This window comes from Collimonas fungivorans Ter331, assembly GCF_000221045.1.
In the GTDB taxonomy this organism is placed as follows: Bacteria; Pseudomonadota; Gammaproteobacteria; order Burkholderiales; family Burkholderiaceae_D; genus Collimonas; species Collimonas fungivorans_A.
This window is the reverse complement of sequence record NC_015856.1, coordinates 1,412,225-1,436,266: the sequence shown is the minus strand read 5'-3', so window position 1 is coordinate 1,436,266 and position 24,042 is coordinate 1,412,225. Positions and strand designations below refer to the sequence as shown.

Annotated in this window: 21 protein-coding genes; 8 read left to right on the top strand and 13 right to left on the bottom strand. The window is 60.6% G+C overall.

Annotated features, from left to right (window positions below):
* Positions 1-81: 81 nt before the first annotated feature.
* From CFU_RS06325 to CFU_RS06295, 7 genes are all read right to left on the bottom strand, one after another.
* Positions 82-2,553 carry a sodium-translocating pyrophosphatase gene (locus tag CFU_RS06325; protein WP_014005210.1) on the bottom strand — a complete coding sequence of 824 codons (2,472 nt, stop codon included), beginning with the start codon at positions 2,551-2,553 and terminating at the stop codon, positions 82-84.
* Positions 2,554-2,792: 239 nt separating this feature from the next.
* Positions 2,793-3,449, bottom strand: coding sequence for an adenylate kinase (gene adk / locus CFU_RS06320; RefSeq protein WP_014005209.1), 657 nt, complete (start codon positions 3,447-3,449; stop codon positions 2,793-2,795).
* A 212-nt stretch (positions 3,450-3,661) separates the two neighbouring features.
* Entirely contained in the window at positions 3,662-4,429 is a 768-nt protein-coding gene (gene kdsB, locus CFU_RS06315) for a 3-deoxy-manno-octulosonate cytidylyltransferase (RefSeq protein ID WP_014005208.1), read from the bottom strand.
* Positions 4,430-4,450: 21 nt separating this feature from the next.
* On the bottom strand, positions 4,451-4,648 hold the full coding sequence (locus CFU_RS06310; RefSeq protein WP_041741403.1) for a Trm112 family protein: 198 nt from the start codon (positions 4,646-4,648) through the stop codon (positions 4,451-4,453).
* Complete coding sequence (lpxK, locus tag CFU_RS06305; protein WP_041741402.1) at positions 4,629-5,672, bottom strand: tetraacyldisaccharide 4'-kinase; 1,044 nt, start codon at positions 5,670-5,672, stop codon at positions 4,629-4,631. The genes CFU_RS06310 and lpxK overlap by 20 nt, the downstream gene beginning before the upstream one ends.
* Positions 5,659-6,090, bottom strand: a complete 432-nt coding sequence (locus CFU_RS06300) for an ExbD/TolR family protein (RefSeq protein WP_014005205.1) — start codon at positions 6,088-6,090, stop codon at positions 5,659-5,661. Before CFU_RS06300 ends, lpxK begins: the two co-directional genes overlap by 14 nt.
* A complete protein-coding gene (locus CFU_RS06295) occupies positions 6,087-6,692 on the bottom strand; it encodes a MotA/TolQ/ExbB proton channel family protein (RefSeq protein ID WP_041743065.1) in 606 nt (201 codons plus the stop codon). The genes CFU_RS06300 and CFU_RS06295 overlap by 4 nt, the downstream gene beginning before the upstream one ends.
* Before the next feature lie 445 nt (positions 6,693-7,137).
* Here CFU_RS06295 and CFU_RS06290 point away from each other — a divergent pair, with 445 nt between their 5' ends.
* The 3 genes from CFU_RS06290 to sodB all read left to right on the top strand — a co-directional run bounded on the left by CFU_RS06290 (position 7,138) and on the right by sodB (position 10,739).
* Entirely contained in the window at positions 7,138-8,085 is a 948-nt protein-coding gene (locus tag CFU_RS06290) for an alpha/beta hydrolase (RefSeq protein ID WP_014005203.1), read from the top strand.
* A gap of 525 nt (positions 8,086-8,610) precedes the next feature.
* Positions 8,611-9,972: an exodeoxyribonuclease VII large subunit gene (gene xseA / locus CFU_RS06285; RefSeq protein ID WP_041741401.1), complete on the top strand. Its 1,362-nt coding sequence runs from the start codon at positions 8,611-8,613 to the stop codon at positions 9,970-9,972.
* 179 nt (positions 9,973-10,151) lie between these two features.
* Positions 10,152-10,739 (top strand): superoxide dismutase [Fe], encoded by a 588-nt coding sequence (gene sodB / locus CFU_RS06280; RefSeq protein WP_014005201.1) that lies wholly within the window; start codon positions 10,152-10,154, stop codon positions 10,737-10,739.
* A gap of 94 nt (positions 10,740-10,833) precedes the next feature.
* Here the strand turns inward: sodB and CFU_RS06275 are convergent, their stop codons facing one another.
* On the bottom strand, positions 10,834-11,457 hold the full coding sequence (locus tag CFU_RS06275; RefSeq protein WP_050808493.1) for a TetR/AcrR family transcriptional regulator: 624 nt from the start codon (positions 11,455-11,457) through the stop codon (positions 10,834-10,836).
* Positions 11,458-11,645: 188 nt separating this feature from the next.
* Here CFU_RS06275 and CFU_RS06270 point away from each other — a divergent pair, with 188 nt between their 5' ends.
* Together CFU_RS06270 and CFU_RS06265 are read left to right on the top strand one after the other, a co-directional pair.
* Entirely contained in the window at positions 11,646-12,851 is a 1,206-nt protein-coding gene (locus CFU_RS06270; RefSeq protein ID WP_014005198.1) for an acetyl-CoA C-acetyltransferase, read from the top strand.
* Positions 12,852-12,868: 17 nt separating this feature from the next.
* Positions 12,869-15,001 (top strand): 3-hydroxyacyl-CoA dehydrogenase NAD-binding domain-containing protein, encoded by a 2,133-nt coding sequence (locus tag CFU_RS06265; RefSeq protein WP_014005197.1) that lies wholly within the window; start codon positions 12,869-12,871, stop codon positions 14,999-15,001.
* 56 nt (positions 15,002-15,057) lie between these two features.
* Here CFU_RS06265 and CFU_RS06260 read toward each other — a convergent pair whose 3' ends face one another.
* From CFU_RS06260 to CFU_RS06240, 5 genes are all read right to left on the bottom strand, one after another.
* Entirely contained in the window at positions 15,058-15,375 is a 318-nt protein-coding gene (locus CFU_RS06260; RefSeq protein ID WP_014005196.1) for an SCP2 sterol-binding domain-containing protein, read from the bottom strand.
* Between the two features lie 40 nt (positions 15,376-15,415).
* Positions 15,416-17,068: an AMP-binding protein gene (locus CFU_RS06255; protein WP_014005195.1), complete on the bottom strand. Its 1,653-nt coding sequence runs from the start codon at positions 17,066-17,068 to the stop codon at positions 15,416-15,418.
* A 68-nt stretch (positions 17,069-17,136) separates the two neighbouring features.
* The gene (locus CFU_RS06250) at positions 17,137-18,282 is read right to left on the bottom strand and encodes a CaiB/BaiF CoA transferase family protein (RefSeq protein ID WP_014005194.1); all 1,146 of its coding nucleotides are present in this window, start codon (positions 18,280-18,282) and stop codon (positions 17,137-17,139) included.
* Positions 18,283-18,298: 16 nt separating this feature from the next.
* Positions 18,299-19,231, bottom strand: coding sequence for an SDR family oxidoreductase (locus CFU_RS06245; RefSeq protein WP_148264955.1), 933 nt, complete (start codon positions 19,229-19,231; stop codon positions 18,299-18,301).
* 35 nt (positions 19,232-19,266) lie between these two features.
* Positions 19,267-20,406 (bottom strand): acyl-CoA dehydrogenase family protein, encoded by a 1,140-nt coding sequence (locus CFU_RS06240; protein ID WP_041741400.1) that lies wholly within the window; start codon positions 20,404-20,406, stop codon positions 19,267-19,269.
* A gap of 445 nt (positions 20,407-20,851) precedes the next feature.
* On the opposite strand from CFU_RS06240, the gene ugpB reads away from it, so the two are divergent.
* The 3 genes from ugpB (at position 20,852) to ugpE (ending at position 24,042) form a co-directional block, all read left to right on the top strand.
* On the top strand, positions 20,852-22,159 hold the full coding sequence (gene ugpB / locus CFU_RS06235) for a sn-glycerol-3-phosphate ABC transporter substrate-binding protein UgpB (protein ID WP_014005191.1): 1,308 nt from the start codon (positions 20,852-20,854) through the stop codon (positions 22,157-22,159).
* Positions 22,160-22,284: 125 nt separating this feature from the next.
* Entirely contained in the window at positions 22,285-23,169 is an 885-nt protein-coding gene (gene ugpA, locus CFU_RS06230; protein WP_041741399.1) for a sn-glycerol-3-phosphate ABC transporter permease UgpA, read from the top strand.
* A 21-nt stretch (positions 23,170-23,190) separates the two neighbouring features.
* Positions 23,191-24,042 (top strand): sn-glycerol-3-phosphate ABC transporter permease UgpE, encoded by an 852-nt coding sequence (gene ugpE, locus CFU_RS06225; RefSeq protein ID WP_014005189.1) that lies wholly within the window; start codon positions 23,191-23,193, stop codon positions 24,040-24,042.

Sequence of the window (24,042 nt, the reverse complement as noted above, 5' to 3'; positions counted from 1 at the left end):
AGAGGAAATTCGTGTAGAACGCTGCTGAAAAAAAGGGAGCGGCAGGCCGCGCCTGCCGCTCCCTCGCTCTTCGCCAGACGGCTAGTGGACGCTGACTTCGACCCGCCGCGCCTGGGCGTTGTCGCCGCTGCCGGTCGTCACCTGCGGTTTCTCCAGCACGATGGCGTCTTCCGCCACGCCGGCGATCAACAGGATCGCTTTCACGCTCTTGGCGCGTTCCTTGGAAATCTCCTCATTCTTGGCCGGATCGCCGGTGGTGTCGTGGAAACCGCTGATCACGATCTTGGAGCCGGCCTTGGCTTTCGCCGCGTCGACCACGGCCGCCAGTTTTTCAGCGGTGTCGCCTGGCGCATCGGCCTTGCCGGATTCAAAATAGATGATGGTCGCGGGGGAAGACGCTGGAGCCGCAGTCGCAGCCGATGCCGCGGCCGCGCCGTTGTTGACGACGATTTCGGTCGCCGTGGCAGTCACCGGCACAGGCACCAGCACCACCCCTCCAGCCGCCGCCTGCTGCATGCCAGAAGCCGGCAGCAACGGCACCAGCAGCAGAGCCACGATATTGATGATCTTGATCAGCGGATTGACGGCCGGCCCCGCGGTATCCTTGTAGGGATCGCCAACGGTGTCGCCGGTCACCGCCGCCTTGTGCGCTTCCGAACCCTTGCCGCCATGGTTGCCGTCCTCGATGTATTTCTTGGCGTTGTCCCAGGCGCCGCCGCCGGTGGTCATCGAAATCGCCACGAACAAACCGGTCACGATGGTTCCCATCAGCAAGCCGCCCAAGGCCGCCGGCCCAAGCAGCAGGCCGACCACGATCGGCACCACCACCGGCAGCAGCGACGGGATGATCATTTCCTTGATGGCCGACGAAGTCAGCATGTCGACTGCCTTGTCGTACTCCGGCTTGCCGCTGCCATCCATGATGCCTTTGATGTCGCGGAACTGGCGGCGCACCTCGACCACCACCGCACCGGCAGCGCGGCCGACCGCTTCCATCGCCATCGCGCCGAACAGGTAGGGAATCAGGCCACCGATGAACAGGCCGACGATCACCAGCGGGTTCGACAAATCGAACACCGTGCTTTTTCCGACCGAATCGAGGGCATGCGTGTAGTCGGCAAACAAGACCAGCGCCGCCAGGCCGGCCGAGCCGATAGCGTAACCCTTGGTGACTGCCTTGGTGGTGTTGCCGACCGCATCCAGCGGATCGGTGATCGCCCGCACCGAATCAGGCAGGCCCGACATTTCGGCGATGCCGCCGGCGTTGTCGGTGATCGGACCATAGGCGTCCAGCGCGACAATGATGCCGGCCATCGACAGCATGGCGGTAGCCGCAATCGCAATGCCGTACAAGCCGCCCAGCCAGTAAGAAGCCAGGATGGCGACGCATACCGCCAGCACCGGATACGCGGTCGATTTCATCGAAACGCCGAGGCCGGCGATGATGTTGGTGCCGTGGCCGGTAGTGGAAGCTTGTGCAATGTGGCGCACCGGCTTGAAATCGGTGCCGGTGTAATACTCGGTGATGTAGACCATCAGGCCGGTCAGCACGATGCCGATCACGGCCGAACCCATCATTGGCACCCGCATCGGTTCCGGCAGGATCAGCCAGGTCACCGCGACAAAACCGACCAGGCTCAGGATTGCCGCCCACCACAAGCCGGTATACAAGGCCGACATGATTTTCTTGCCCGGCTTGGCCTTGACCATGGAACAGCCGACGATGGAAGCCAGGATAGACACGCCGCCCAGGGCCAGCGGATACAGCACCGCCTGCAGCTCGGCGCCGTGGATCAGCAAGGAACCCAGCAGCATGGTGGCGATCAGGGTCACCACATAGGTTTCGAACAGGTCGGCCGCCATGCCGGCGCAGTCGCCGACATTGTCGCCGACGTTATCGGCGATCACCGCCGGATTGCGCGGATCGTCCTCCGGGATGCCGGCTTCCACCTTGCCCACCAGGTCGGCGCCGACGTCGGCGCCCTTGGTGAAGATGCCGCCGCCGAGACGCGCGAAAATCGAAATCAGGGAGGCGCCGAACGCCAGTCCGATCAGGGGCCGGATGATGTCATGCAAAGAGAGACCGGAAGGCCCCGCAAATGCCAGCAGCCATAAAAAGAACAAGGTCACGCCGAGCAGCCCCAGCCCGACCACTAGCATGCCGGTGATGGCGCCGCCGCGGAAGGCGACGTCCAGCGCCGGTCCCATGCCCTTGGTAGCGGCCTGCGCCGTGCGCACGTTGGCGCGCACCGAGACATTCATGCCTATGAAGCCGCACGCTCCCGACAGCACCGCGCCGACCAGGAAACCGGCCGCGGTCACCAGGCCCAGTCCGGGCAGTATCGCGATGATGATGAACAGCACCACGCCGACGATGGCGATGGTACGGTACTGGCGCGCCAGGTAGGCCGCCGCTCCCTGCTGGATCGCGGCGGCGATTTCCTGCATGCGCGCGTTTCCGGGATCCTGCTTCAATATCCAGCTGCGCGAGACTAGCCCATAGATGACGGCAATGATGCCGCAAGCGACGGCAAACCATAGACTTAATGCCATGTTGACTCCTCCAGTTTTTTGGTACGGCTTCACGACAAAGTAAGACAACTACACCATTTCACCTGCAGCCATGTTTCCCAAATGGGTGGCTGCCGGCCAATACTGCGTAATGCATTTCTTTTCGCTGCCCTTTTGTTCTCGGAGAGGCGTTGGGCTGGTTTGCTGCTTTACTGTTTCCCTGACGAATTCTAAATTATTTTGTTGGCCAAAAGAAAAAGCGGACCGAAGTCCGCTTTTTCTTATGCTTCCAATGCCGCAAATGCGCTGTCGCGTATTTGCTCAACCGGACCGACGCCGGCGATCTTGCGGTACTTGGGAGCGCCCGGCAGGCCGGCCTTGGCCCAGTCGCCATAATAGTTGACCAGCACTTCAGTCTGTTCGTGATACACCGACAGCCGCTTCTTGACGGTTTCTTCCTTGTCGTCGTCGCGCTGGATCAGTTCTTCGCCGGTGATGTCGTCCTTGCCTTCCACCTTGGGCGGATTGAACTTGACATGGTAAGTGCGGCCGGACGACAGATGCACGCGGCGGCCACTCATGCGTTCGATGATGGCGCTGTCGGGAACGTCGATTTCCAGCACATAGTCGATCTTCACGCCGGCGTCCTTCATGGCGTCGGCCTGAGGAATGGTGCGCGGGAAGCCGTCGAACAGGTAGCCGTTGGCGCAATCCGACTGCTTCAGCCGGTCCTTGACCAAGCCGATGATGATGTCGTCGGACACCAGGCCGCCTGCGTCCATCACCTTCTTCGCTTCGATACCGAGCGGAGTGCCGGCCTTGACTGCTGCGCGCAACATGTCGCCGGTGGAAATCTGCGGGATGTTGAATTTCTCTTTAATGAAAGTCGCTTGCGTGCCTTTACCGGCACCAGGCGCTCCTAAAAGGATGAGGCGCATGTTAAAGTCCTAAGGTGAGTTTGTGAATTGATTGTGGCGACGGCGCGCCCAATGGTTGCTGGGTTTGCTGCGACGTCTCCGATATGCTTTTATTTGTACCGCGCTATCTTTGCATGAAACTTACCATACAATTTTACCAAACAGCCAGTCTGCGGCACTATTTCTGTTGGTTCAACGATAATTTCCAGGCGCCTGCGCGACACTTTGGCTCTTCATAGAGCGCTGAAAAAACGCCTCACCCGCTCCAGGTCTTCCAGCGTATCCACGCCGACTGCCGGCGCGGCCGGCGCAATGTGCACCGCAATCGGGTAGCCGTGCCACAGCACCCGCAGCTGCTCCAGCGCCTCGATCTGTTCCAGCGGCGACACCGCCAGCGTCGGATAGGTTTGCAAAAAACCATTGCTGTAGGCGTACAGGCCGATATGGCGCAGCGGCACATAGGCCGCCGGCAAATCCTCGCGCGACTGTGCAAAGCCGTCGCGGTGCCAGGGAATCGTCGCCCGCGAAAAATACAGCGCGCGCCCGGCCTGGTTCAAGACCACCTTGACCACATTCGGATTGAAGGCATCCACTGCCGAGTCGATCGCGTGCGCCGCGGTCGCCATCGGCACCTCGCCGGTGATCTGCGCCGCGGTAGCGGCGATCAGCTCAGGCTCGATCATCGGTTCGTCGCCCTGCACGTTCACCACCACGGCATCGGCCGCCAGTCCCAGCGCCGCCGCCACTTCGGCAATGCGGTCGGTGCCGGAAGGATGGTCGGCGCGCGTCAGGCGCGCGGCGATGCCATGCTGGGCGCAGACTGCCAGGATTTCGGCGTGGTCGGTCGCCACGATGACCTGCGCCGCGCCGGATAGCGCGGCGCGCTCAGCGGTGCGCACGATCATCGGCTTGCCGCCGATGTCGGCCAGCGGCTTGTTAGGCAGACGGGTAGACGCCAGCCGCGCCGGGATGATGACGGTGAAAGACTTGTTCGAGCTCACGACAATCACGATACCCGCCGCCTATGCCGCAGGAGCTGCAGCCGGCGCGGCCGGGCTGTTCAGGTCGCGCGCCTGGTCGGCCCACATGATAGGGATGCCGTCGCGCACCGGATAAGCCAGCTTGTCGGCGTTGCAAATCAGTTCCTGGGCTTTTTTGTCGTAATGCAGCGGACCTTTGCAGATCGGGCAAACCAGGATGTCAAGCAGTCGAATGTCCACGGAGTTTCTCCAGAATTTGTTGTGACAGCGCGGCATCGATCTGCGCCGTCACGGGAACGATCCAGATGCGCGGATCGTTCCTGATGGTTTCTATTTGCCGACATTTTACTGCATCCTTTTCAGTTATCAGGATGATCTCGGCCTGGAGCGCGGCAAACGGGTTGTCGGAAAAGTCATGATGGTCAGGCAAGGCCAGCGCCTCGAAGCGCAATCCGGCCGCCGTCAGCATCGAAAAAAACCGCTGCGGATTGCCGATGCCGGCGGCCGCGGCAAGCCGCAGGGCCGGGTCCTGCAGGCTGGCCAGCGTCCTGGTCCGGCGCGGATCGCACAGCTGCTCGGCCTGCTCGCCCACCAGCTGCATGCGGATCGCCGAGGCCGGCATGGATGCCGGCATGGTTGCCGCATTCACCACGGTAAAGTCGCGGCGGCGGCTTGCCGGTTCACGCAGCGGCCCGGCCGGCAGCAGCCAGCCGTTGCCGGCGCCGCGGGCGTCGAACAGCACGATTTCGATGTCGCGCTGCAAGCGGTAGTGCTGCAGACCGTCGTCCGACAGGATCAGGTTGACCTCGGGATGGGCCTGCAGCAGCGCTTCGGCGGCAGCCACCCGGTTGCGGCCCACCACTACCGGGCACTGCGCGCGGGCGGCGATCAGCAAAGGCTCGTCGCCTGCTTCGGCCGCCAGCGATGTCGCAGTTACCTGTTGCACGGCAGGCTGGCCGTCGCCGGACTGCGCGGCATAACCGCGCGAGATCACGCCCGGCACGTAACCGGCCTGGCGCAGCGCCTGCACCAGCCAGATCGTCAGCGGCGTCTTGCCGGTGCCGCCGACAAAGATGTTGCCGACCACGATCACCGGCACCGGCAGGCGCGTGCTGGCCCGCCAGCCGGCAGCGTACAAACGGCGGCGCAGCGTCGCCAGCAGCCCGAACAACAGTGACAGCGGCCATAACAGGCATGCTAAAAAACCGCGCCGCTGCCAGGCAGCGCTCAGGACCGATTCCAGCGAAGGCTTATTTGTGGCCACTAGTCTGGGCAGCAAACGTGATCTTGTCGAAACCGGCCAGGCGCGCCGCTTCCAGCACGTTGATCACGGTCTGGTGGGTAGCCATGGCGTCGGCGTTGATGATCACCACCGGGTCGCCCTTGGCGCCGTCAGCTTGCACCGCATTCTTGAGGTCGAGCGCCAGCGATGCCGCATCCTTGGACGAGACCTGGACATTGTTGACCGCGTACTGCCCTTGCGGACTGACAGCGACGTTGATTTCCTGCGGCTGCACCATTGCCTTGTCGGCGTCGGCCGTCGGCAAGGTGATTTGCAGCGCGGTGAATTTGCTGTAGCTGGTAGTCACCATCAGGAAAATGACGATTACCAGCAAGACGTCGATAAACGGAATCAGGTTGATTTCCGGGTCGTCGCGACCCTTGCCTTTGCGGAAGTTCATTTGCGTGCGCCGTGAACGGTATCGACAAATTTCACAGCCTGCTGCTCCATGTCAACCACGAAGCCATCCACCAGGGCGCGGAAATGGCGGTAGAAAATCAGCGCCGGCATGGCGATCGCCAGGCCGAAACCGGTGTTGTACAAGGCCACCGAAATGCCGTGGCCCAGCTGCGCCGGATCGGCGCCGGCGCCATTGGTCGCGCCAAAGATTTCAATCATGCCGACCACGGTGCCAAACAAGCCCATCAGCGGCGCCAGCGAGGCAATCGTGCCAAGCGTGGTCAGGAAACGCTCCAGTTCATGCGCGGTGGCCTGACCGGCTTCCTCGATCGATTCTTTCATCAGCTCGCGCGGCGCATCGACATTACGCAGGCCGGCAGCCAGCACCCGGCCCAGCGGCGAGTTGGTTTCCAGGTTGGTCAGGACTTCCTTATTGACCTTGCCGTTGTGATAAACCCGTATCACTTCCTGCAGCAGCTGCGGCGGCAGGATGCGCGGCCGGCGCAGGTAAACCAGACGTTCGATAATCAATGCGGTGGCAATGATGGAGGCAATCAGCAACAGCCAGATCGGCCAGCCCGCAGCTTGAATAATGGCAAACAAAAGAAACTCCTTGGTGAAATCGCATTCAATATCGGCAAATGCGGATGAGGGGTTCATCAGCATGGATGCAGAATGTAACTTGTTGAAGGCTTGTGAGCAAGGGCGACAAGCGTTGCGGGACGGAAATTTTTACGGTTAATTTGATAGCGCTTAAGCGAGACTGCAAGTTCCACACATTTTATGTGAACAAGATTGTGGACAAGTCCCGGACTCAGCCGCGAAGTCCATGATTTCAAAGGACTTTTTTGTGCTGCATCAAAAACGTGCAGATTTTATCCGTCAGCTTTGGCAAAACGGCCGGCCTCGGCAAGAAAATGTTGCACAGCCGGCAGTGTGTCCGCCTGCCGGCACGCCAAAGTTAACGGCTTGTTATATTTTACGTTGGCCTATCGCCCTCTTATTATCAGTGGCGTAACCACATCAGCAATTTCAATGGGACTTTGACATGGACAACATAAAACGGCGGACCCTGTTAGGAATGGGCTTCCTGGGAGCATCGGCGCTGATCGCTCCGCGTGCGCTTTACGCGGCAACCTCCTCCGCGGAACCACAGGAAATTCCTCTTTGGCCCAAACCGCCGGGAGGTAATGGCCCCGCAGGACCGGAACAGGCCAATGCCAAAGGCTCGGTCACCAACATCTCCCGTCCGCGCCTGGTGGTCTATCGTCCCGAGCGGCCCGACGGCAGCGCCGTGTTGGTGATTGCCGGCGGCGGTTACGGGCATATCGAGCGAGGCAGCGAAAGCATCCCGGCAGCCCAGTGGCTGCAATCGCTTGGCGTCACCGTATTCGAACTGGTCTATCGTTTGCCCGGCGAAGGCTGGTCGAACATCGCACCGTTCCAGGATGGCCAGCGCGCCATGCGCCTGATCCGGGCATTGGCGCCGAAGCATGAACTGGCGGCCAACCGCATCGGCATCCTCGGCTTTTCCGCCGGCGGCCATCTGGCGGGAACCACGGCGGCGGAACCGGATGCCCGGCGCTACCAGGCCATCGACGCCGCCGACCAGTTTTCCGCGCGCCCCGATTTCGCCGGATTGATCTATCCCGTGCTTACTTTCATGCCGCCTTACGACAACACGCGCTCGCGCCGTGAAATTATCGGCAAGCACCCGGACCTTGCGGCCAGCGAAGAATTCTCGGTGGAACGGCATGTCGCCAGCCGCATGCCGCCAACCTTCCTGGCGCAAGCCGCGGACGATCCGATTGCGCCGATCCAGAACAGCCTGCTGATGTTCAACGCGCTCAAGGCCGCGCAGATCCCGGCGGAAATGCATGTGTTCCAGGATGGCGGACATGGCTGGGGACTGGGAAAACCGGGCAGCCAGCCGCATGCCTGGCCGGGCTTGTTCGAAGCCTGGACGACGCATAACGGCTGGACAAAAACAGCCTGATACGTATCCGGCACCATCAGTCCGAAGTTCCACACATATTATGTGAACAAGATTGTGGACAAGTGCCTAACTCTAAGCTTAAGCCGATGATTTGAAAGGTTTTTTTAGCGCTGCATCAAAAACATGCAACGCCCCCTTCCCCGCGCCGGCAAAGTTCTCCACAGATTTTGGGGATAACTTTGTGCACAAGCGCACTGGATTCACGAGAAGTCCTTGATTGGAAACATCTTTTCACTACTGTTGGCGGCAGGTGCAAATGCGCCTCAAACAGCAGTTTACGGATAGCGATGACGATTTTCGCGGATCTTTCCTAGCCGTTTTGCCATAGCCAGGCCTGCGGATATCCACAAGTTCCTGTTGACCCGCAGTTACCCACAGAATTTGTGGATAAGCTTGTGCGCAAGCGCACTGCAATCCGGGCAAGCCTTTGATTTGTTTCGCTTTTCCATTGATGATCAGCGACCGTGCTTTACAATGGCAAGCTCCAGCAAATCACGCGCCAATAAAGAACCCCGGAAAGCCCGTATGAATTTCTCCAGCGACACCGACCTCCGTTCCAGCGGACCGCCAGTACTGACGGTTTCCGCCTTGAATCAAGCCGTGGCGCGTTTGCTGGAACGCAGTTTCCCGCTGGCCTGGGTGGCGGGCGAGATATCGAATTTCAAAAGCTACGCCTCCGGCCACTGGTACTTCACCTTGAAAGACGACGCGGCGCAAGTGCGCGGCGTGATGTTCAAGGGCCGCGCCCAGCATGCCGGCTTCACTCCGCGTGACGGCGACAAGGTGGAAGTGCGGGCGCTGGTGACGCTGTACGCCGCACGCGGCGACTACCAGCTCAACGTCGAAGCGATCCGGCGCGCCGGCGTCGGCAATCTGTACGAAGCGTTCTTGCGCCTGAAAGAAAAACTCAATGCGGAAGGCTTGTTCGATCCGGCCCGCAAACGGCCGCTGCCGCCATTCGCCCGCACCATCGGCATCGTCACCAGCCTGCAGGCGGCGGCGCTGCGCGATATCCTGAGCGCCCTGGCGCGCCGCGCGCCGCATGTGCGCGTGATCCTTTATCCGACTCCGGTCCAGGGCGACGGCGCAGCGGAGAAAATCGCGCGCGCCATCAATACCGCTGCCGCGCGCGCCGAATGCGAGCTGCTGCTGGTGTGCCGCGGCGGCGGCAGCATCGAAGATTTGTGGTCGTTCAATGACGAAGCGGTAGCGCGCGCCATCGTCGCCGCGCCGATGCCGGTGATTTCCGGCGTCGGCCACGAAACCGATTTCACGATTGCCGATTTCGCCGCCGACCTGCGCGCCGCCACCCCGACCGCCGCCGCCGAACTGGCGACAGTGCCGCGCGCCGAATGGCTGGCGACGCTGGAGACGCATGCCGACGACCTGACCCGCGCCTTGCGCCGGCGGCTGGCCGAAACCGGCCAGACCCTGGACTGGCTAAGCCGGCGCCTGAGCAGTCCGGCCACCACCATCGCCCACGAACGCGTCAAGCTGCAAAGCCTGCAAGCCAGGCTGCTGCACGCTACCCGCATTCCATTGACGCAATCGCGCCATGCACTGTTGAACCTGCGCACCCGCTGGGCCGCGCAAATACCCAGCACGATTGCGCCGCGCATCGCGCTGCTGGAACAGAGCCGGCGCCTCAACGCTGCGCTGGCGGCGCAAAACCGCGATCGCCGCCAGGCATTGGCGGCGCTGAACGCGCAGCTGGAACTGCTGAATCCGCAACGCACGCTGGAACGCGGCTACGCCATTGTCTCGGACGCCAAGGGCCATGTGATCCGGACGCCGCAGGCGCTGCAGCCGCGCCATGTAATCACCGTGCAGCTGGCCGAAGGCAGCGCCCAGGTCGGCATAGACAGCGTGCAGGCGACGCTGGATTGAACGGATGTTTTTTGTGATGCAAGTCACATAGCGAATGGAATAAAAGCGCAAGCATGCTGCATGGAATAGCTAAGCGCTTTACAATAGCTCTCTCCAGAATCTGTTCACGGCACTAGATGACTAGATGTATAGGCAACAGCTTCTTTGTAATTCCAATAAAACTATAGAAAGGACGCACCATGGCACACACACTCCCGCCTCTCCCGTACGATCTGGACGCACTGGCTCCGCACATCTCCAAGGAAACCCTGGAATTCCACTATGGTAAACATCACCAGACCTATGTGACCAACCTGAACAACCTGGTTCCGGGCACAGAATTCGAAAACGCTACTCTGGAAGAGATCGTCAAGAAATCTTCCGGCGGCATTTTCAACAATGCAGCGCAAGTCTGGAACCATACTTTCTACTGGAACAGCCTTTCGCCGCAAAGCAAAGGCGGCGGCGGCGCACCAACCGGCGCATTGGCAGATGCGATCAATGCAAAATGGGGTTCGTTCGACAAGTTCAAGGAAGAACTGACCAAGACCGCGGTCGGCACTTTCGGCTCCGGCTGGGCATGGCTGGTGAAGAATGCTGACGGTTCGCTCGGCCTGGTGTCGACTTCCAATGCAGCCACTCCGCTGACCACCGACGCCAAACCGCTGATTACTGTCGACGTCTGGGAACATGCTTACTACATCGACTACCGCAACGCCCGTCCAAAATACCTGGAAGCATTCTGGGCATTGGCGAACTGGGAATTTGCTTCGAAGAATTTCGCATAAGCAAATTCGTAAATATCGATAAACACTTTATCGACCTCGCAAAAATAGCGCCGCTTACCGCCGGCGCTATTTTTTTATCTGCAAGCCAAATCGGCTAAAGTTGCTCAGGCTTCGCGATCGCCCGCCACAACATCCTGAACAGCGCATTCGCCTGCAACGCCAGCGCTTCTTTTTCGCCGCGCATGGTGTGCATGTGCACCAGCCTTTCCAGGATGCCGATGAAATAGTCCAGCAGGATTTTTTCATCCACTTCATCGGTCAGCACGCCTTGCGCCCTGCCATCGGTCAGGGTCTTCATCAGCACTTCCATCATTTCCGGCTGGCGGAAAGTACGGTCGCGTCCCCAGGCGCTGATCTGCAGCGAACTCATGATGAGCTGGCTGACCTTGGGATTGCGGTCGAAAAAATCCAGCACCACCCAGAACACCTTGCGCAGCTTGTCCTGGCAGCTCTCGATGCCTTGCAGGTGATCGAGCATGCGCGAAGCCAGCGTACCCAGCCAGGTTTCCAGGCAGGCAAACAACAATGCTTCCTTGCTGCCGTAGTATTTATAGATGGTTTGCAGGGAGACGCTGGCGGCGCTGGCGATCTCACCGTAGGCGACGCTATGGAATTCGCGTTCCGAAAACAAGTCCAGCACGGTGTTTTCTATCCGCTGCCTGATCAAGGGCTTGAGCAAGGCGCGATCCAATATGATTTTCTGTTTTTCCGAAGCCATAGATTTTGTTATGGTTTTGCCATATGTGTAATTAATATTACTATTGAATCGGCAGCCTATTTCCGCCCAGGTTTAGAGTGGATTACCAATTGACGCTGGCTGCTGCTTTAACTACAGTGGCATTCAGGATGAATCAGCATCAAGCTAAGTGTAATTTTAATTACTAGAACATACAAGCCGGAGACGCTATGACTGAAGCCTATATTTTCGATTCCGTACGGACCCCGCGCGGCAAGGGCAAGAAAGACGGCAGCCTGCACCAGGTCACGCCGGTCAACCTGCTGGCCCAGCTGCTGCAGGCGCTGGAGCAGCGCAACCGCCTCGATACTTCGCAGGTCGACGACGTCGTGCTCGGCTGCGTGACGCCGGTCGGCGAGCAAGGCGCCGATATCGCCCGCACCGCGGTGCTGTATGCCGGCTGGGACCAGTCGGTGGCGGGCGTGACGCAATCGCGCTTTTGCGCTTCCGGCCTGGAATCGGTCAACCTGGCGGCGATGAAAGTCATGTCCGGCCAAGAGCAGCTGGTGGTGGCCGGCGGCGTCGAAAGCATGTCGCGCTGGGCCATGGGTTCGGACGGCGGGGCCTGGTTCATGGACCCGCGGGTCAACCAGGTCACCGGCTTTGCGCCGCAAGGCATAGGGGCCGACCTGATCGCGACGCTGGAAAATTTCTCGCGCAGCGATGTCGACAACTTTGCCCTGCAGTCACAGAAAAAGGCGGCCCATGCGCGCGCCGAAGGTTATTTCAAAAAATCGCTGGTGCCGGTGACCGACCTCAACGGCCTGGTAGTGCTGGACCACGATGAATACATCCGCGCCCAGACCACCATCGAAAACCTGGCGGCCTTGAATCCCGCTTTCGAGCAGATCGGCCAGATGGGTTTCGACGCCACCGCGCTGCGCAAGTACACCACCGTCGAAAAAATCAACCATGTGCACCACGCCGGCAATTCTTCCGGCATCGTCGACGGCGCCGCGCTGGTGCTGGTCGGCAGCAAGGAGATGGGGCAGAAGCTGGGACTGAAGCCGCGCGCTCGGATTGTCGCCACTGCCGTCACCGGCTCGGAGCCAACCATCATGCTGACCGGCATCGCTCCGGCTGCGCGCAAAGCGCTGGCCAAGGCCAAGATGTCGGCCAAGGACATCGACCTGTTTGAAATCAATGAAGCGTTTGCCGCAGTCGTGATGCGCGCCATCCGCGACCTGGAGATCGATCCGGCGCGGGTCAACGTCAACGGCGGCTCGATCGCCATGGGCCATCCGCTGGGCGCAACTGGCGCCATGATCCTCGGCACCGCGCTCGACGAGCTGGAGCGCAGCGGCAAGAAGACTGCCCTGATCTCGCTGTGCGTGGGCGGCGGCATGGGCATCGCCACCATCATTGAACGTGTCTAACAGACTGGATCCAGATCATGAGCGTAAATTTTCAAAAAGACGGCGACAATATCGTGACCCTGACCCTGGACATGCCAGGACGGTCGATGAATGTATTGAACGAAGCGCTGACCGCGCCGTTCATGGAGGCGATCGCCGCCATCGAAGCCGACCCGGCTATCGCCGGCGTCATCATTACCTCAGGCAAGGCGGATTTCGTGGCCGGCGCCGATATCGAAAAACTGTTCCAGATTACTGAGGCGCAAACAGCCTTCGACCTGGTGCAGCAATTCAAAGGTTTCCTGCGCCGCCTCGAACTATGCGGCCGGCCGGTGGTGGCCGCGCTGAACGGCACCGCGCTGGGCGGCGGCCTGGAGCTGGCGCTGGCCTGCCATCACCGCATCGCCATCAACAATCCGAAAGCCAAGTTCGGCCTGCCGGAAGTCAAGCTCGGCCTGCTGCCGGGCGGCGGCGGCACACAACGCCTGCCGCGCATGATCGGCATCCAGGGCGCGCTGCAGCTGATGTTGGAAGGCAAGGAGCTGCGCGCCGAAGAAGCGCTGCAGCAAGGCATCATCCAGGAACTGGCGAGCGACAGGGAAGACTTGCTGGCCAAGGCCAAAGCCTGGTGCCTGGCCAATCCCAAGGCCAAGCAGCCGTGGGACGACAAGAAATTCCGCTGGCCCGGCGGCGACTCGCGCAGCCCGGGCAACGGCCAGCTGTGGGCGATTGCGCCGTCCATGGCAAGCGCCAAGACCCATGGCAATTATCCTGCGGCGACCAACATCATGAGCTGCGTATTCGAAGGCGGCATCGTCGATTTCGATACCGGCTGCGAAATCGAATCGCGCTACTTCGTCAACTGCGCCTTGTCGCCGGTCGCCAAGAACATGATCGGCACCTTGTGGTTCCAGCTGAACGCCATCAACAAGGGCAAGTCGCGCCCGGAAGGCATCGCGCCATCCAAGGTCAGCAAGGTAGGCATACTCGGCGCCGGCATGATGGGCGCCGGCATCGCCTATGCCTCGGCCAAGGCCGGCATACAAGTGGTGTTGCTGGACAACAGCCTGGAAACCGCCGAAAACGGCAAGGACTATTCCAGCAAGCTGCTCGACAAGGCGATCAAGCGCAAGCAGCAAACCGCGGAAGGCAAGCAAGCCCTGCTGGATCGCATCAGGCCGACCGTGGATTTCGGCGACCTGGCAAGCTGCGACCTGATTATCGAGGCGGTGTTTGAAGACCGCGAGGTCAAGGCAACAGTGACCCGCAAAACCGAAGCGCTGATCAGCGCCGACGCAGTGTTTGCCTCGAACACCTCTACCCTGCCGATCACCGGCCTGGCGCAGGCCAGCGTACGGCCGGAAAATTTCATCGGCCTGCATTTCTTCTCGCCGGTGGACAAGATGCCGCTGGTCGAAATCATCGTCGGCCGGCAGACCAGCCAGCAAACCCTGGCGCGCGGTTTCGACTACGTGCAGCAGATCAAGAAAACACCGATCGTAGTCCACGATTCACGCGGCTTCTACACCTCGCGCGTATTCGGCACCTATGTGATGGAAGGCTTGAAATTGCTGATGGAAGGCCAGCATCCGCGCGCCATCGAGATGGCGGGCTTGCAGGCCGGCATGCCGGTGGGGCCGCTGGCAGTGCACGATGAAGTCAGCCTGTCCTTGTCGCTGCATATCCTGCAACAGACGCGCAAGGATTTCGCCGAAGCCGGCAAACCTTTCGCCGGCCATCCGGCCGATGCCGGGCTGGAAAAAATGGTGACCCAGCTCGACCGCAAAGGCAAAAAAGCCGGCAAGGGATTTTATGATTATCCAGAAAACGAAAGCAAGCACCTGTGGCCCGGCCTGCAGCAGGCCTTCCCGCTCGCAGCCACGCAGCTGCCGCAAAAGGACTTGATCGAACGTTTGATGTTTGTGCAGGCCAACGAAGCCGCAAAGTGTTATGAGGAACAGGTAGTGCTGACCGTCGCCGACGCCAATATCGGCAGCATTTTCGGCTGGGGATTCGCACCGTTCCAGGGCGGCGCCCTGCAATACATCAACGCCTACGGCGTCGCTAATTTTGTCCGGCGCGCGAACCAGCTATCAGAGCAGTTCGGCAGTTATTTCGCACCGGCCGCGATACTGGTGAAAATGGCGGAACAAGGCAAACACTTCGAATAGCGAGCTCACGACAGGCCGCGGCTCTTCCTCGGCAACGACGAAGAGCCGCAGGCGGTTCAGCCGATCTTGCTGGCGTCGAACAGGGAAGGAATGCGCTGGGCCAGCATCAGGTCGCCTTTCAGTTTCAGCTTGCCGCTCATGAACGCCATGGCGCCGTTGAGTTCGCCTTTCAGCATCGCCTTCAAATCCTCGTCGGCCATGGTCAGCGCCACATCCGGCGCATCGACCACGCCTTCGTGCGCAGTGCATGTGCCATGATCGATCAGCAGGTACATCGGTTTCGCAATATCGAACTGGATGCTGCTTTTCATGTCCGCCGCGGCTACGCTGTTCAGGCCCGACGGCATGAGCTTGATGATGTCGTTGACTGTCATTGCTGTTCCTCTGGTTGTTTAAAATCCGTGCTATCGCTTGTCATTCCCATCCGACCGCGTTGCGTATCTGCAGTTCCTTCTCCATCAACGCAGCATAACGTTTTTCCACTTCGCCGCGCTTGACTTTCATGGTCGGCGTCATCAGTCCGTTGTCTATGCTCCAGGCGTCTTTCAGCACCACGCATTTGGCGATCTTTTCATGCGGCTCCAGCGTCGCATTGACCAGCGCCATGTCGGCGATCAGCTGCTGCTCTACTTCTGCCCGCGGCTTGCTGCGCGCGGCTGCGGTCAGGGTCACCGCCATCACCGGCTGGTTCATGCCGCTGCCGATGAACAACAGGTTCTCCAGGTCGGTATTGCGCGCCAGCGAACATTCGATAGGCGCGGGCGCCACATATTTCCCCTTGGCGGTTTTAAAGATGTCTTTGACGCGGCCGGTAATATACAGGTATCCGTCCTGGTCCACCCTGCCTTTATCGCCGGTGCGCAGGTAGCCATCCGCAGTGAAGGCGGCACTGGTGCTCTCGGGGTCTTTGTAGTATCCCATCATGAGCCCTGGGTGCTTGAACAGGATTTCGCCTTCATCCGACAATCTGAATCCTGCATTCGGCGGCGGCTTGCCGACCGAACCGCTGCGGTTATTGCCCGGCAGGCAAGCGCTGGAATAGACCGAGGCTTCGGTCGGCGCATAACCTTGCAGCACTTCCAGCCCCAGGTTGCGGCGGTACCAGTCCAGCAACGCCACCGGTATCGGCGCCGCGCCGGACAGGCAAATGCGGGTATTCTGCAAGCCGACGGCGGTGCGGATCTTGCGCCGGATGATGTTCCGCAACAGGGGAATCGCCATCAGCCGGTCCAGTTTCCGCTGCGGCATCTTGTGCAGGATGGCGTTCTGTATCCGGCTGTAAACCAGCGGCACGCCAAAAAAACGGGTCGGCGCCACCTGCGCCAGCTGCTCGCCCATCTTGTCGACGTTTTCCAGGAAATGCACTTCGCCGCCGTTGTAGCAGCTGGGGATGGCGATCGCAAAGCGCTCGAATGCGTGCGCCAGCGGCATGTATGAAAAATAGCGTTCCTGGGTAGGCGACGGCGCCAGGTCCATGATGCTGTACACCGCGAACAATACGTTGCCGTAACTGAGCATCACCCCCTTCGGATTGCCGGTGGTGCCGGAAGTGTAGATCAGGGTCATCAGCGCCTCCTGCGGCGGCGCCTGGTAGTCCGTCATCGGTTGGTTGGCCGCAACCAGTTCGTCCCACTTGAACCGGCCCGCCGGCGTTTCCTGGTAGGGAAACGAGATGGTGCAGACCGATTCCGGAATCGCCCCCATGAAATCGTCGGCGTCCGGCATGGGGCCGAGGAACACCGCCTTGGCCTCGCTATGTTCGAAGATATAACGTGTGGTGGCCGCCGCCTGTTTCGGGTACAGGCCGACGCTGACATGCCCAACCATGGCGATCGCCAGGTCGGCCATGATCCAGTGCGCGGTGTTGCGGCCGGAGATGCAGATGCGGCTGCCGGGTTCCCAGTCCATCGCCTTCAGCGCCGCCGCCATGCGGCTGACCTGGTCGCAGCCCTGGCCTCTTGTGATGGCTCGCCACTGGCCATCGACCGGCTGGAACAGCCAAGGCATGTCGGGCTTCTGCGACGCCCACTGCAACAGCATTTGCACCGGATTCTTTTGCACGTCCATATTGCCTCCTCGCCCATCGATCTGGATAACCGCTTGCCGATATTTTTATTCTGCAGGACAGCCTTGCTTCAAATCGCGCCGCTTGCGCGCAGTGCCGCCAGCGCCGCCGCGCCAAATCCCAATCCCGCCAGTACGCTGGAGGTATCAGCGCCCAATGCCGGACAATCGCCAGCCGCGCCGGCCGCATCGCTGAACTTGATCGGCAGCTCCGGCAACGGCTTGCCGTCTTCCATCCGCACCAGGCCGCGTGCCTTGACCTGCGGGTTGTCCAGCGCTTCCTGCGGGGTGTAGATGCCCGATACGCAGCAGTCGCGGTCAGCCAGCAGCAACTCCCATTCATCGCGCGAGCGGGTCTTGAACAACGCCTCCAGGGCGCTCCGCAAAGCTGCGCCATCCGGCCCCGGCGCCAGCGGCATGGCCGCTAGGTCGGGCCGCTCGACGGTCTTGCAGAAATTGAGGAAGAATTTGGGCTCCAGCGCCGCCATCGCCACGTGCTTGCCGTCGGCGCAGGCGTAAATGCTGTAGTTGGCCAGGCCGCCGCTCAAGATATCGCCGCCGCGCGCCGCGCTCGCGCCCAGGGTGCGGACGGTTGCCAGCGACAGCGCCTGCAGCGCCAGCGTGCCGTCCAGCATGCCGACGTCGACCATGGTGCCCTGGCCCGAGGCGCGGGCGCCTATCACCGCCGCCAGGATGCCCAGGGCGCAGGTCAGCGCGCCGCCGGCCAGGTCGGCGCTCTGGAAGTTCGACAGCGCCGGCGGACCGCCGGCGGCGCCGCTCTGGTCCAGCAGGCCGGCGTAGGCGCAGTAATTCATGTCGTGCCCGGCCCGGTCCTTGTAGGGGCCGGTCTGGCCGTAGCCAGTCAGCGCGGCGTAGACCAGGCGCGGATTGATGATCTTCAGTTCCTGGTAGCCGCAGCCCAGCTTGTCCATCACGCCGGGCCGGAGCGATTCGATCAGGACGTCGGCTTGCGACACCATGACCTTCAGCACGGCGACCGCTTCCGGCTGCCGCAAATCGAGGGTCACCGATTTCTTGCCGCGATTGACCAGGGTGAACAATTCAGGCGACAGCATGCGTGCGTAGTCGCCGCCTTGCGGCTCTTCCAGCTTGACCACCTCGGCCCCCATCTGCGCCAGGTAAAGGCTGCAAAAGGGACCGGGCAGCAAACGGGTCAGGTCGAGCACCCGGATGCCGGACAGCAGCGGATTAGCCATTACGGATCATGGCGGGTCATGCCTTACTCTGGCCAAACGGCGAACCGACGTCCTGCACGATGGACATCAGCGATTCGCCTATGCTGGCAGGATAAGTAGCGTCGTCGAAATCGACGATCTCTTGCCAATGCCGGGCCACCTGTTCGGGGCCGAAAGCCTGTCCGTGGAAATGATGGCCTTGCGTGCGCTGCCAGCGCAGCTTGGCGTGGAAGCCGGCGCCGACCTCGAACAAGCTGCCGTTCTCCCGGCAACTCTCGTGGCACAGGTATGCCGCCAGCGGCGCCACGAACTCCGGCTTGAGCGCTTCCATCATCTGCGGCGGCATCACCGTTTCCGAAATGCGCGAACCGGCCAGCGGCGCGATGGTGTTGACCAGCACGTTCTTGGCGGCGCCTTCGATCGCCAGGGTATTCGCCATGCCGATCAAACCCATCTTCGCCATGCTGTAGTTGGCCTGGCCAAAATTGCCATAGATGCCGGCAGCCGAAGTAGTCATGACGATGCGCCCGTAGCCCTTGTTGCGCAAGTGCGGCCAGGCGGCATGGGTGACGCGGAAAGCGCCCAGCACGTGGACGCGGTAGATCAGGTCCCAGTCGTCGGCGCTCATTTTGGCGAAACTGCTGTCGCGCAGGATGCCGGCATTGTTGATCACGATGTCGACGCCGCCGAAATGGTCGAGCGCGGTCTGCACGATCCGGCTGCCGTCTTCCACCGAGTCGTAGTTGGCGACCGCGCTGCCGCCGGCCGCCTTGATCTCCGCCACCACCTGGTCGGCAGCGGCGCTGGACTTGCCGCCGCCATGGACGTCGCCGCCCAGGTCGTTCACCACTACATGGGCGCCGCGCGCGCCCAGCAGCAAGGCATGCACCCGTCCCAGGCCGTTGCCGGCGCCGGTGACAATCGCCACCCGGCCGTCATAACGCAACGCATTTTGCAATTCATTTTCCATAGTCTGCATCTTTATTCAAAATAGAAAACCCGTACTCATATTGATCGGGAAATGATCTCTTTCATGATTTCGTTGGTGCCGCCGTAGATACGCTGGGCGCGCGCATCGATATACGCACGCGCAACCGGGTACTCCTGCATGAAACCGTAACCGCCATGCAATTGCAAGCACTGGTCCAGCACCTTGCCTTGCAAATCGGAGCACCAGTACTTGGCGGCCGCCGCTGCGTCAACCCGCAATTCGCCTGCCACTTCCAGCTCGACGCAGCGATCCACAAACACGCGCGCGATCTGCAGTTCGGTTTTCATCTCGGCCAGCTTGAAGCGCGTATTCTGGAACGACGACACGGCGCGGCCGAAGGCTTGCCTGTCGCGCGTGTATTCGATGGTTGCGGTGAGCATGGCTTCCGCATTGGCGACCGAGGTGATCGCAATCAGCAGGCGCTCCCAGGCCAGCTCTTGCATCAGCATGGTGAAACCGGCGCCGACCTGGCCGATGATGTTGCTCTTCGGGACCCGCACATTGTCAAAGAACAGCTCGCAGGTATCCTGCGCCTTCATGCCGATCTTCTTCAGCGGCTTGCCCTTGCTGAAACCGGGCCGGCCGGCCTCGATCACCAGCAAGGACACATTCTTCGCTCCGCGGCTCTTGTCGCCAACCTTGACCGCCACCACCACCATGTCGCTGTTATAGCCGTTGGTGATGAATATCTTGGAACCATTGACGATGTAGTCGTCGCCGTCCTCGATCGCCGTGGTCTGTATCGCCTGCAGGTCCGAGCCGGTGCCCGGTTCGGTCATCGCGATCGCCGTGATCGCGGTGCCGGCGGCCATCTTCGGCAGCCAGGCCTGCTTCAGCTCTTCGCTGCCGTACCGCAGCAGGTAAGGCGCCACGATGTCGGAATGCAGCGGCCAGCCTATGCCCGAGGCGTTGCTGCTGGCCAGCTCTTCCAGCACGATGGTGCTGAACTTGCGGTCGACGCCGGAGCCGCCGTAGTTTTCCGGCATGTTGGTGCACAGGAAACCCAGCTCGCCGGCGCGCTGCCAGACATCGCGGTCGACAAAACCCTGCTCCTCCCAGGCGGCATGGCGCGGCAAGACCTCAGCCTGCAGGAAACGACGCAAACTCTGGCGAAACTCCTCGTGGTCGGAATTGAACAGCAGGCGCGGGATCATGCGCGGCTCCGGCAAACGGCAAGACCGGCGGAGCCGGCGGTATGGCAGGTAAGTGCATGAGGCATGGTGTCTCCTGATGTTTTTATTGTGTAATTTTATTTACACTTGTATCGATCGCAGGGTAAAAATCACCCGGATTGATGGTATTTGAGAATACACCGATTTTCAATATGAAAGCTAGAGACAGGTCTCGGACTATCGGTAATTATTATTACACTAGACTCGTTTCCCGTAACTGCGCCTGCGCAGCAACAGCTAGCCGCAAACCAAGTCTCTGAATCAAGCTTGTAAATCAGGCTGCACATCGTCTTTCATTGCGCATAAGAAAAACAAACATTGCGCGGCTGACAAACTCACCTATAGAATCCGGCTTTACAGCGAGGCCGCTGCTGTCACGCAGTCGTCATATGACTTCGCTACCATAAAAAATTTTACGGAGGCCCTGATGAAATTGAAAGCACTGGCTATCGCTTGCACACTAGCGACCATGAGCATTGCGGCGCACGCCGCCACCGAGATATCGTGGTGGCACTCGATGGCCGGCGCACTCGGCGACCGCGTCAACGGCCTGGCCGACGAATTCAACAAGAGCCAGTCGGAATACAAGGTCACCCCGGTTTACAAAGGCGCCTACGACGAAGCCATGGCAGCTGCAACCGCCGCCTACCGCGCCGGCAACGCGCCCGACATCCTGCAGGTGTTCGAAGTCGGCACCGCCACCATGATGTATTCCAAGGGCGCCATCAAGCCGGTGTCGGAAGTCATGAAGCTGGCCGGCGAACCGTTCGATCCTTCCGCCTACGTGCCGGCCATCGGCGGCTATTACGCTGCGCCTAAGGGCGGCGGCCTGCTGTCGCTGCCGTTCAACAGTTCGACCACTGTGATGTTCTATAACAAGGACATGTTCACCAAGGCCGGGCTCGATCCCAACAAACCGCCGGTGACCTGGCAGGAACTCGCGGTCGACGCCGCCAAGCTGAAAGCCAGCGGCGCCAAGTGCGCCTACACCACCACCTGGCAATCGTGGGTCGAGCTGGAATCGTTCTCGACCTGGCACAACGTTGAGTTCGCCTCCAAGAACAATGGTTTCGACGGCCTCGACACGCGCCTGAAATTCAACAGCCCGCTGCACGTCAAGCATATCGAAAACCTGGCCAACTGGGCCAAGCAAGGCTACTTCACCTACGCCGGGCGCAAGGATGAAGCCACCTCGAAATTCTATGCCGGCGAATGCGGCATCCTGACCGGTTCGTCGTCCAGCTATGCCGACATCGCCAAGAATTCCAAGTTCAAGTTCGGCATCGCCACCCTGCCGTATTACAACGACGTGCCGGGCGCGCCGCAAAACACCATGATAGGCGGCGCTTCGCTGTGGGTCATGGGCGGCAAGAAAACCGAAGACTACAAGGGCGTCGCCAAGTTCTTCAAGTTCCTGTCGAAACCGGAAGTGCAGGCCAAATGGCATCAGGAAACCGGCTACCTGCCGACTACCACCGCGGCTTACGAAATCACCCGGAAGTCCGGTTTCTATGAGCGCAATCCCGGCACCGATGTTCCAGTCAAGCAGATGATCACCAAGACTACCGACAAGTCGCGCGGCATCCGCCTCGGCAACATGCCGCAGATCCGCACCATCATCGATGAAGAACTGGAAAACGTCTGGACCGGCAAGATCACGCCGAAACAGGCGCTGGACACCGCGGTGGAGCGCGGCAACCTGCTGCTGGAACGTTTCGAAAAAACCAACAAGTAACACAGGCAGGTAGGGTGGGCACCCGTGCCCACGCGTTGCCGAAATACGCGTGTGGATAGTTTTTGGTTCACGCGTGGGCACGGGTGCCCACCCTACCGCAAATAATCTGGTCGGAAAGCCTCATCTTGGAAAAACGCGCTCGCTTCAAGTCTGCCTGGCTGCCCTATGCGCTGGTCGCGCCGCAGATCATCGTTACCCTATTGTTTTTCGTCTGGCCGGCGGTGCAAGCCCTGTACCAGTCGATGCTGCTGCAGGACGCCTTCGGCGGTTATTCCGAATTCGTCTGGTTCGACAATTTCCGCACCCTGTTCGCCGACAGCAATTACCTCGCCTCGTTCAAGACCACCGCGGTGTTTTCCATCCTGGTCGCCGTGCTCGGCCTGTCGCTGTCGCTGATGCTGGCCGCCTTTGCCGACCGCGTGGTGAAAGGCTCGGCCATCTACAAGACCTTCCTGATCTGGCCCTACGCCGTATCGCCGGTGGTGGTCGGCGTGCTGTGGATGTTCATGCTCAGCCCCACGCTCGGGATCGTCTCCAACTGGCTGCATTACATCGGCATCGACTGGAACCATGTGCTGAACGGCCGCCACGCGATGATACTGATCGTGATCGCCGCCGTCTGGAAACAGGTCAGCTACAACTTCCTGTTTTTCCTGGCAGGCCTGCAAGCGATACCGAAGTCGCTGATCGAAGCCGCTGCGATCGACGGCGCCGGCCCGGTCAAGCGCTTCGCCACCATCATTTTCCCGCTGCTGTCGCCCACCACCTTTTTCCTGCTGGTGGTGAATATCGTCTACGCCTTCTTCGACACCTTTGCCATCATCGAAGCCACCACCCAGGGCGGCCCCGGCAAGGATACCGAGATCCTGGTCTACAAGGTCTTCATCGACGGCTTCAAGGGCGGCGACCTGGGCGGCGCCGCAGCGCAGTCGGTAGTCCTGATGACCATCGTCATCGTGCTCACCGTGGCGCAGTTCAAGTATGTTGAAAAGAAAGTCCAGTACGCATGAAAACCACCACGAAAGCCGCCCATGATTGAGCGCCGTCCCATCCTCGACATGGTCAGCCACCTGGTGCTGATCCTGGGCGTCATCATTATCGCCTTCCCGCTGTATGTGGCTTTTGTCGCCAGCACGCAAACCGCGCAGGAAGCCGCGGCGGCGCCCTTGTCGCTGCTGCCCGGCAGCCATCTTGTCGAGAACTATGGCGCCCTGCTGACCAAGGGCGCATCCGGCAACGTCTCGGCGCCGCCGGTGGCGCGCATGCTGCTGGTGAGCCTGATATCGGCGCTGACGATCGCGATCGGCAAGATCTCGATTTCCATGCTGTCGGCATTCGCCATGGTGTACTTCCGGTTTCCCGGACGCTCGCTATTCTTCTGGATGATTTTCATGACACTGATGCTGCCGGTGGAGGTGCGCATCACGCCTACCTACCAAGTGGTGTCCGACTTCCACATGCTCAACAGCTACGCCGGCCTGACCATACCGCTGATCGCGTCGGCCACCGCCACTTTCCTGTTCCGCCAGTTCTTCCTGACCGTCCCGGATGAACTGGCGGAGGCCGCGCGCATCGACGGCGCCGGTCCCTTGCGTTTCTTCAAGGACGTGATCTGGCCGCTGTCGCGCACCAATATCATCGCGCTGTTCGTGATCATGTTCATCTACGGCTGGAACCAGTACCTGTGGCCGCTGATGATCGCCACCAACCAGGACATGTATCCGATCGGCATAGGCATCAAGACCCTGATCGCCGGCGGCGATTCGGCGGTGGAATGGAATATGGTGATGGCGACCCTGGTGCTGGCGATGCTGCCGCCGGGACTGGTGGTGGTGGTGATGCAAAAATGGTTTGTTAAAGGTCTGGTTGATTCCGAGAAGTGA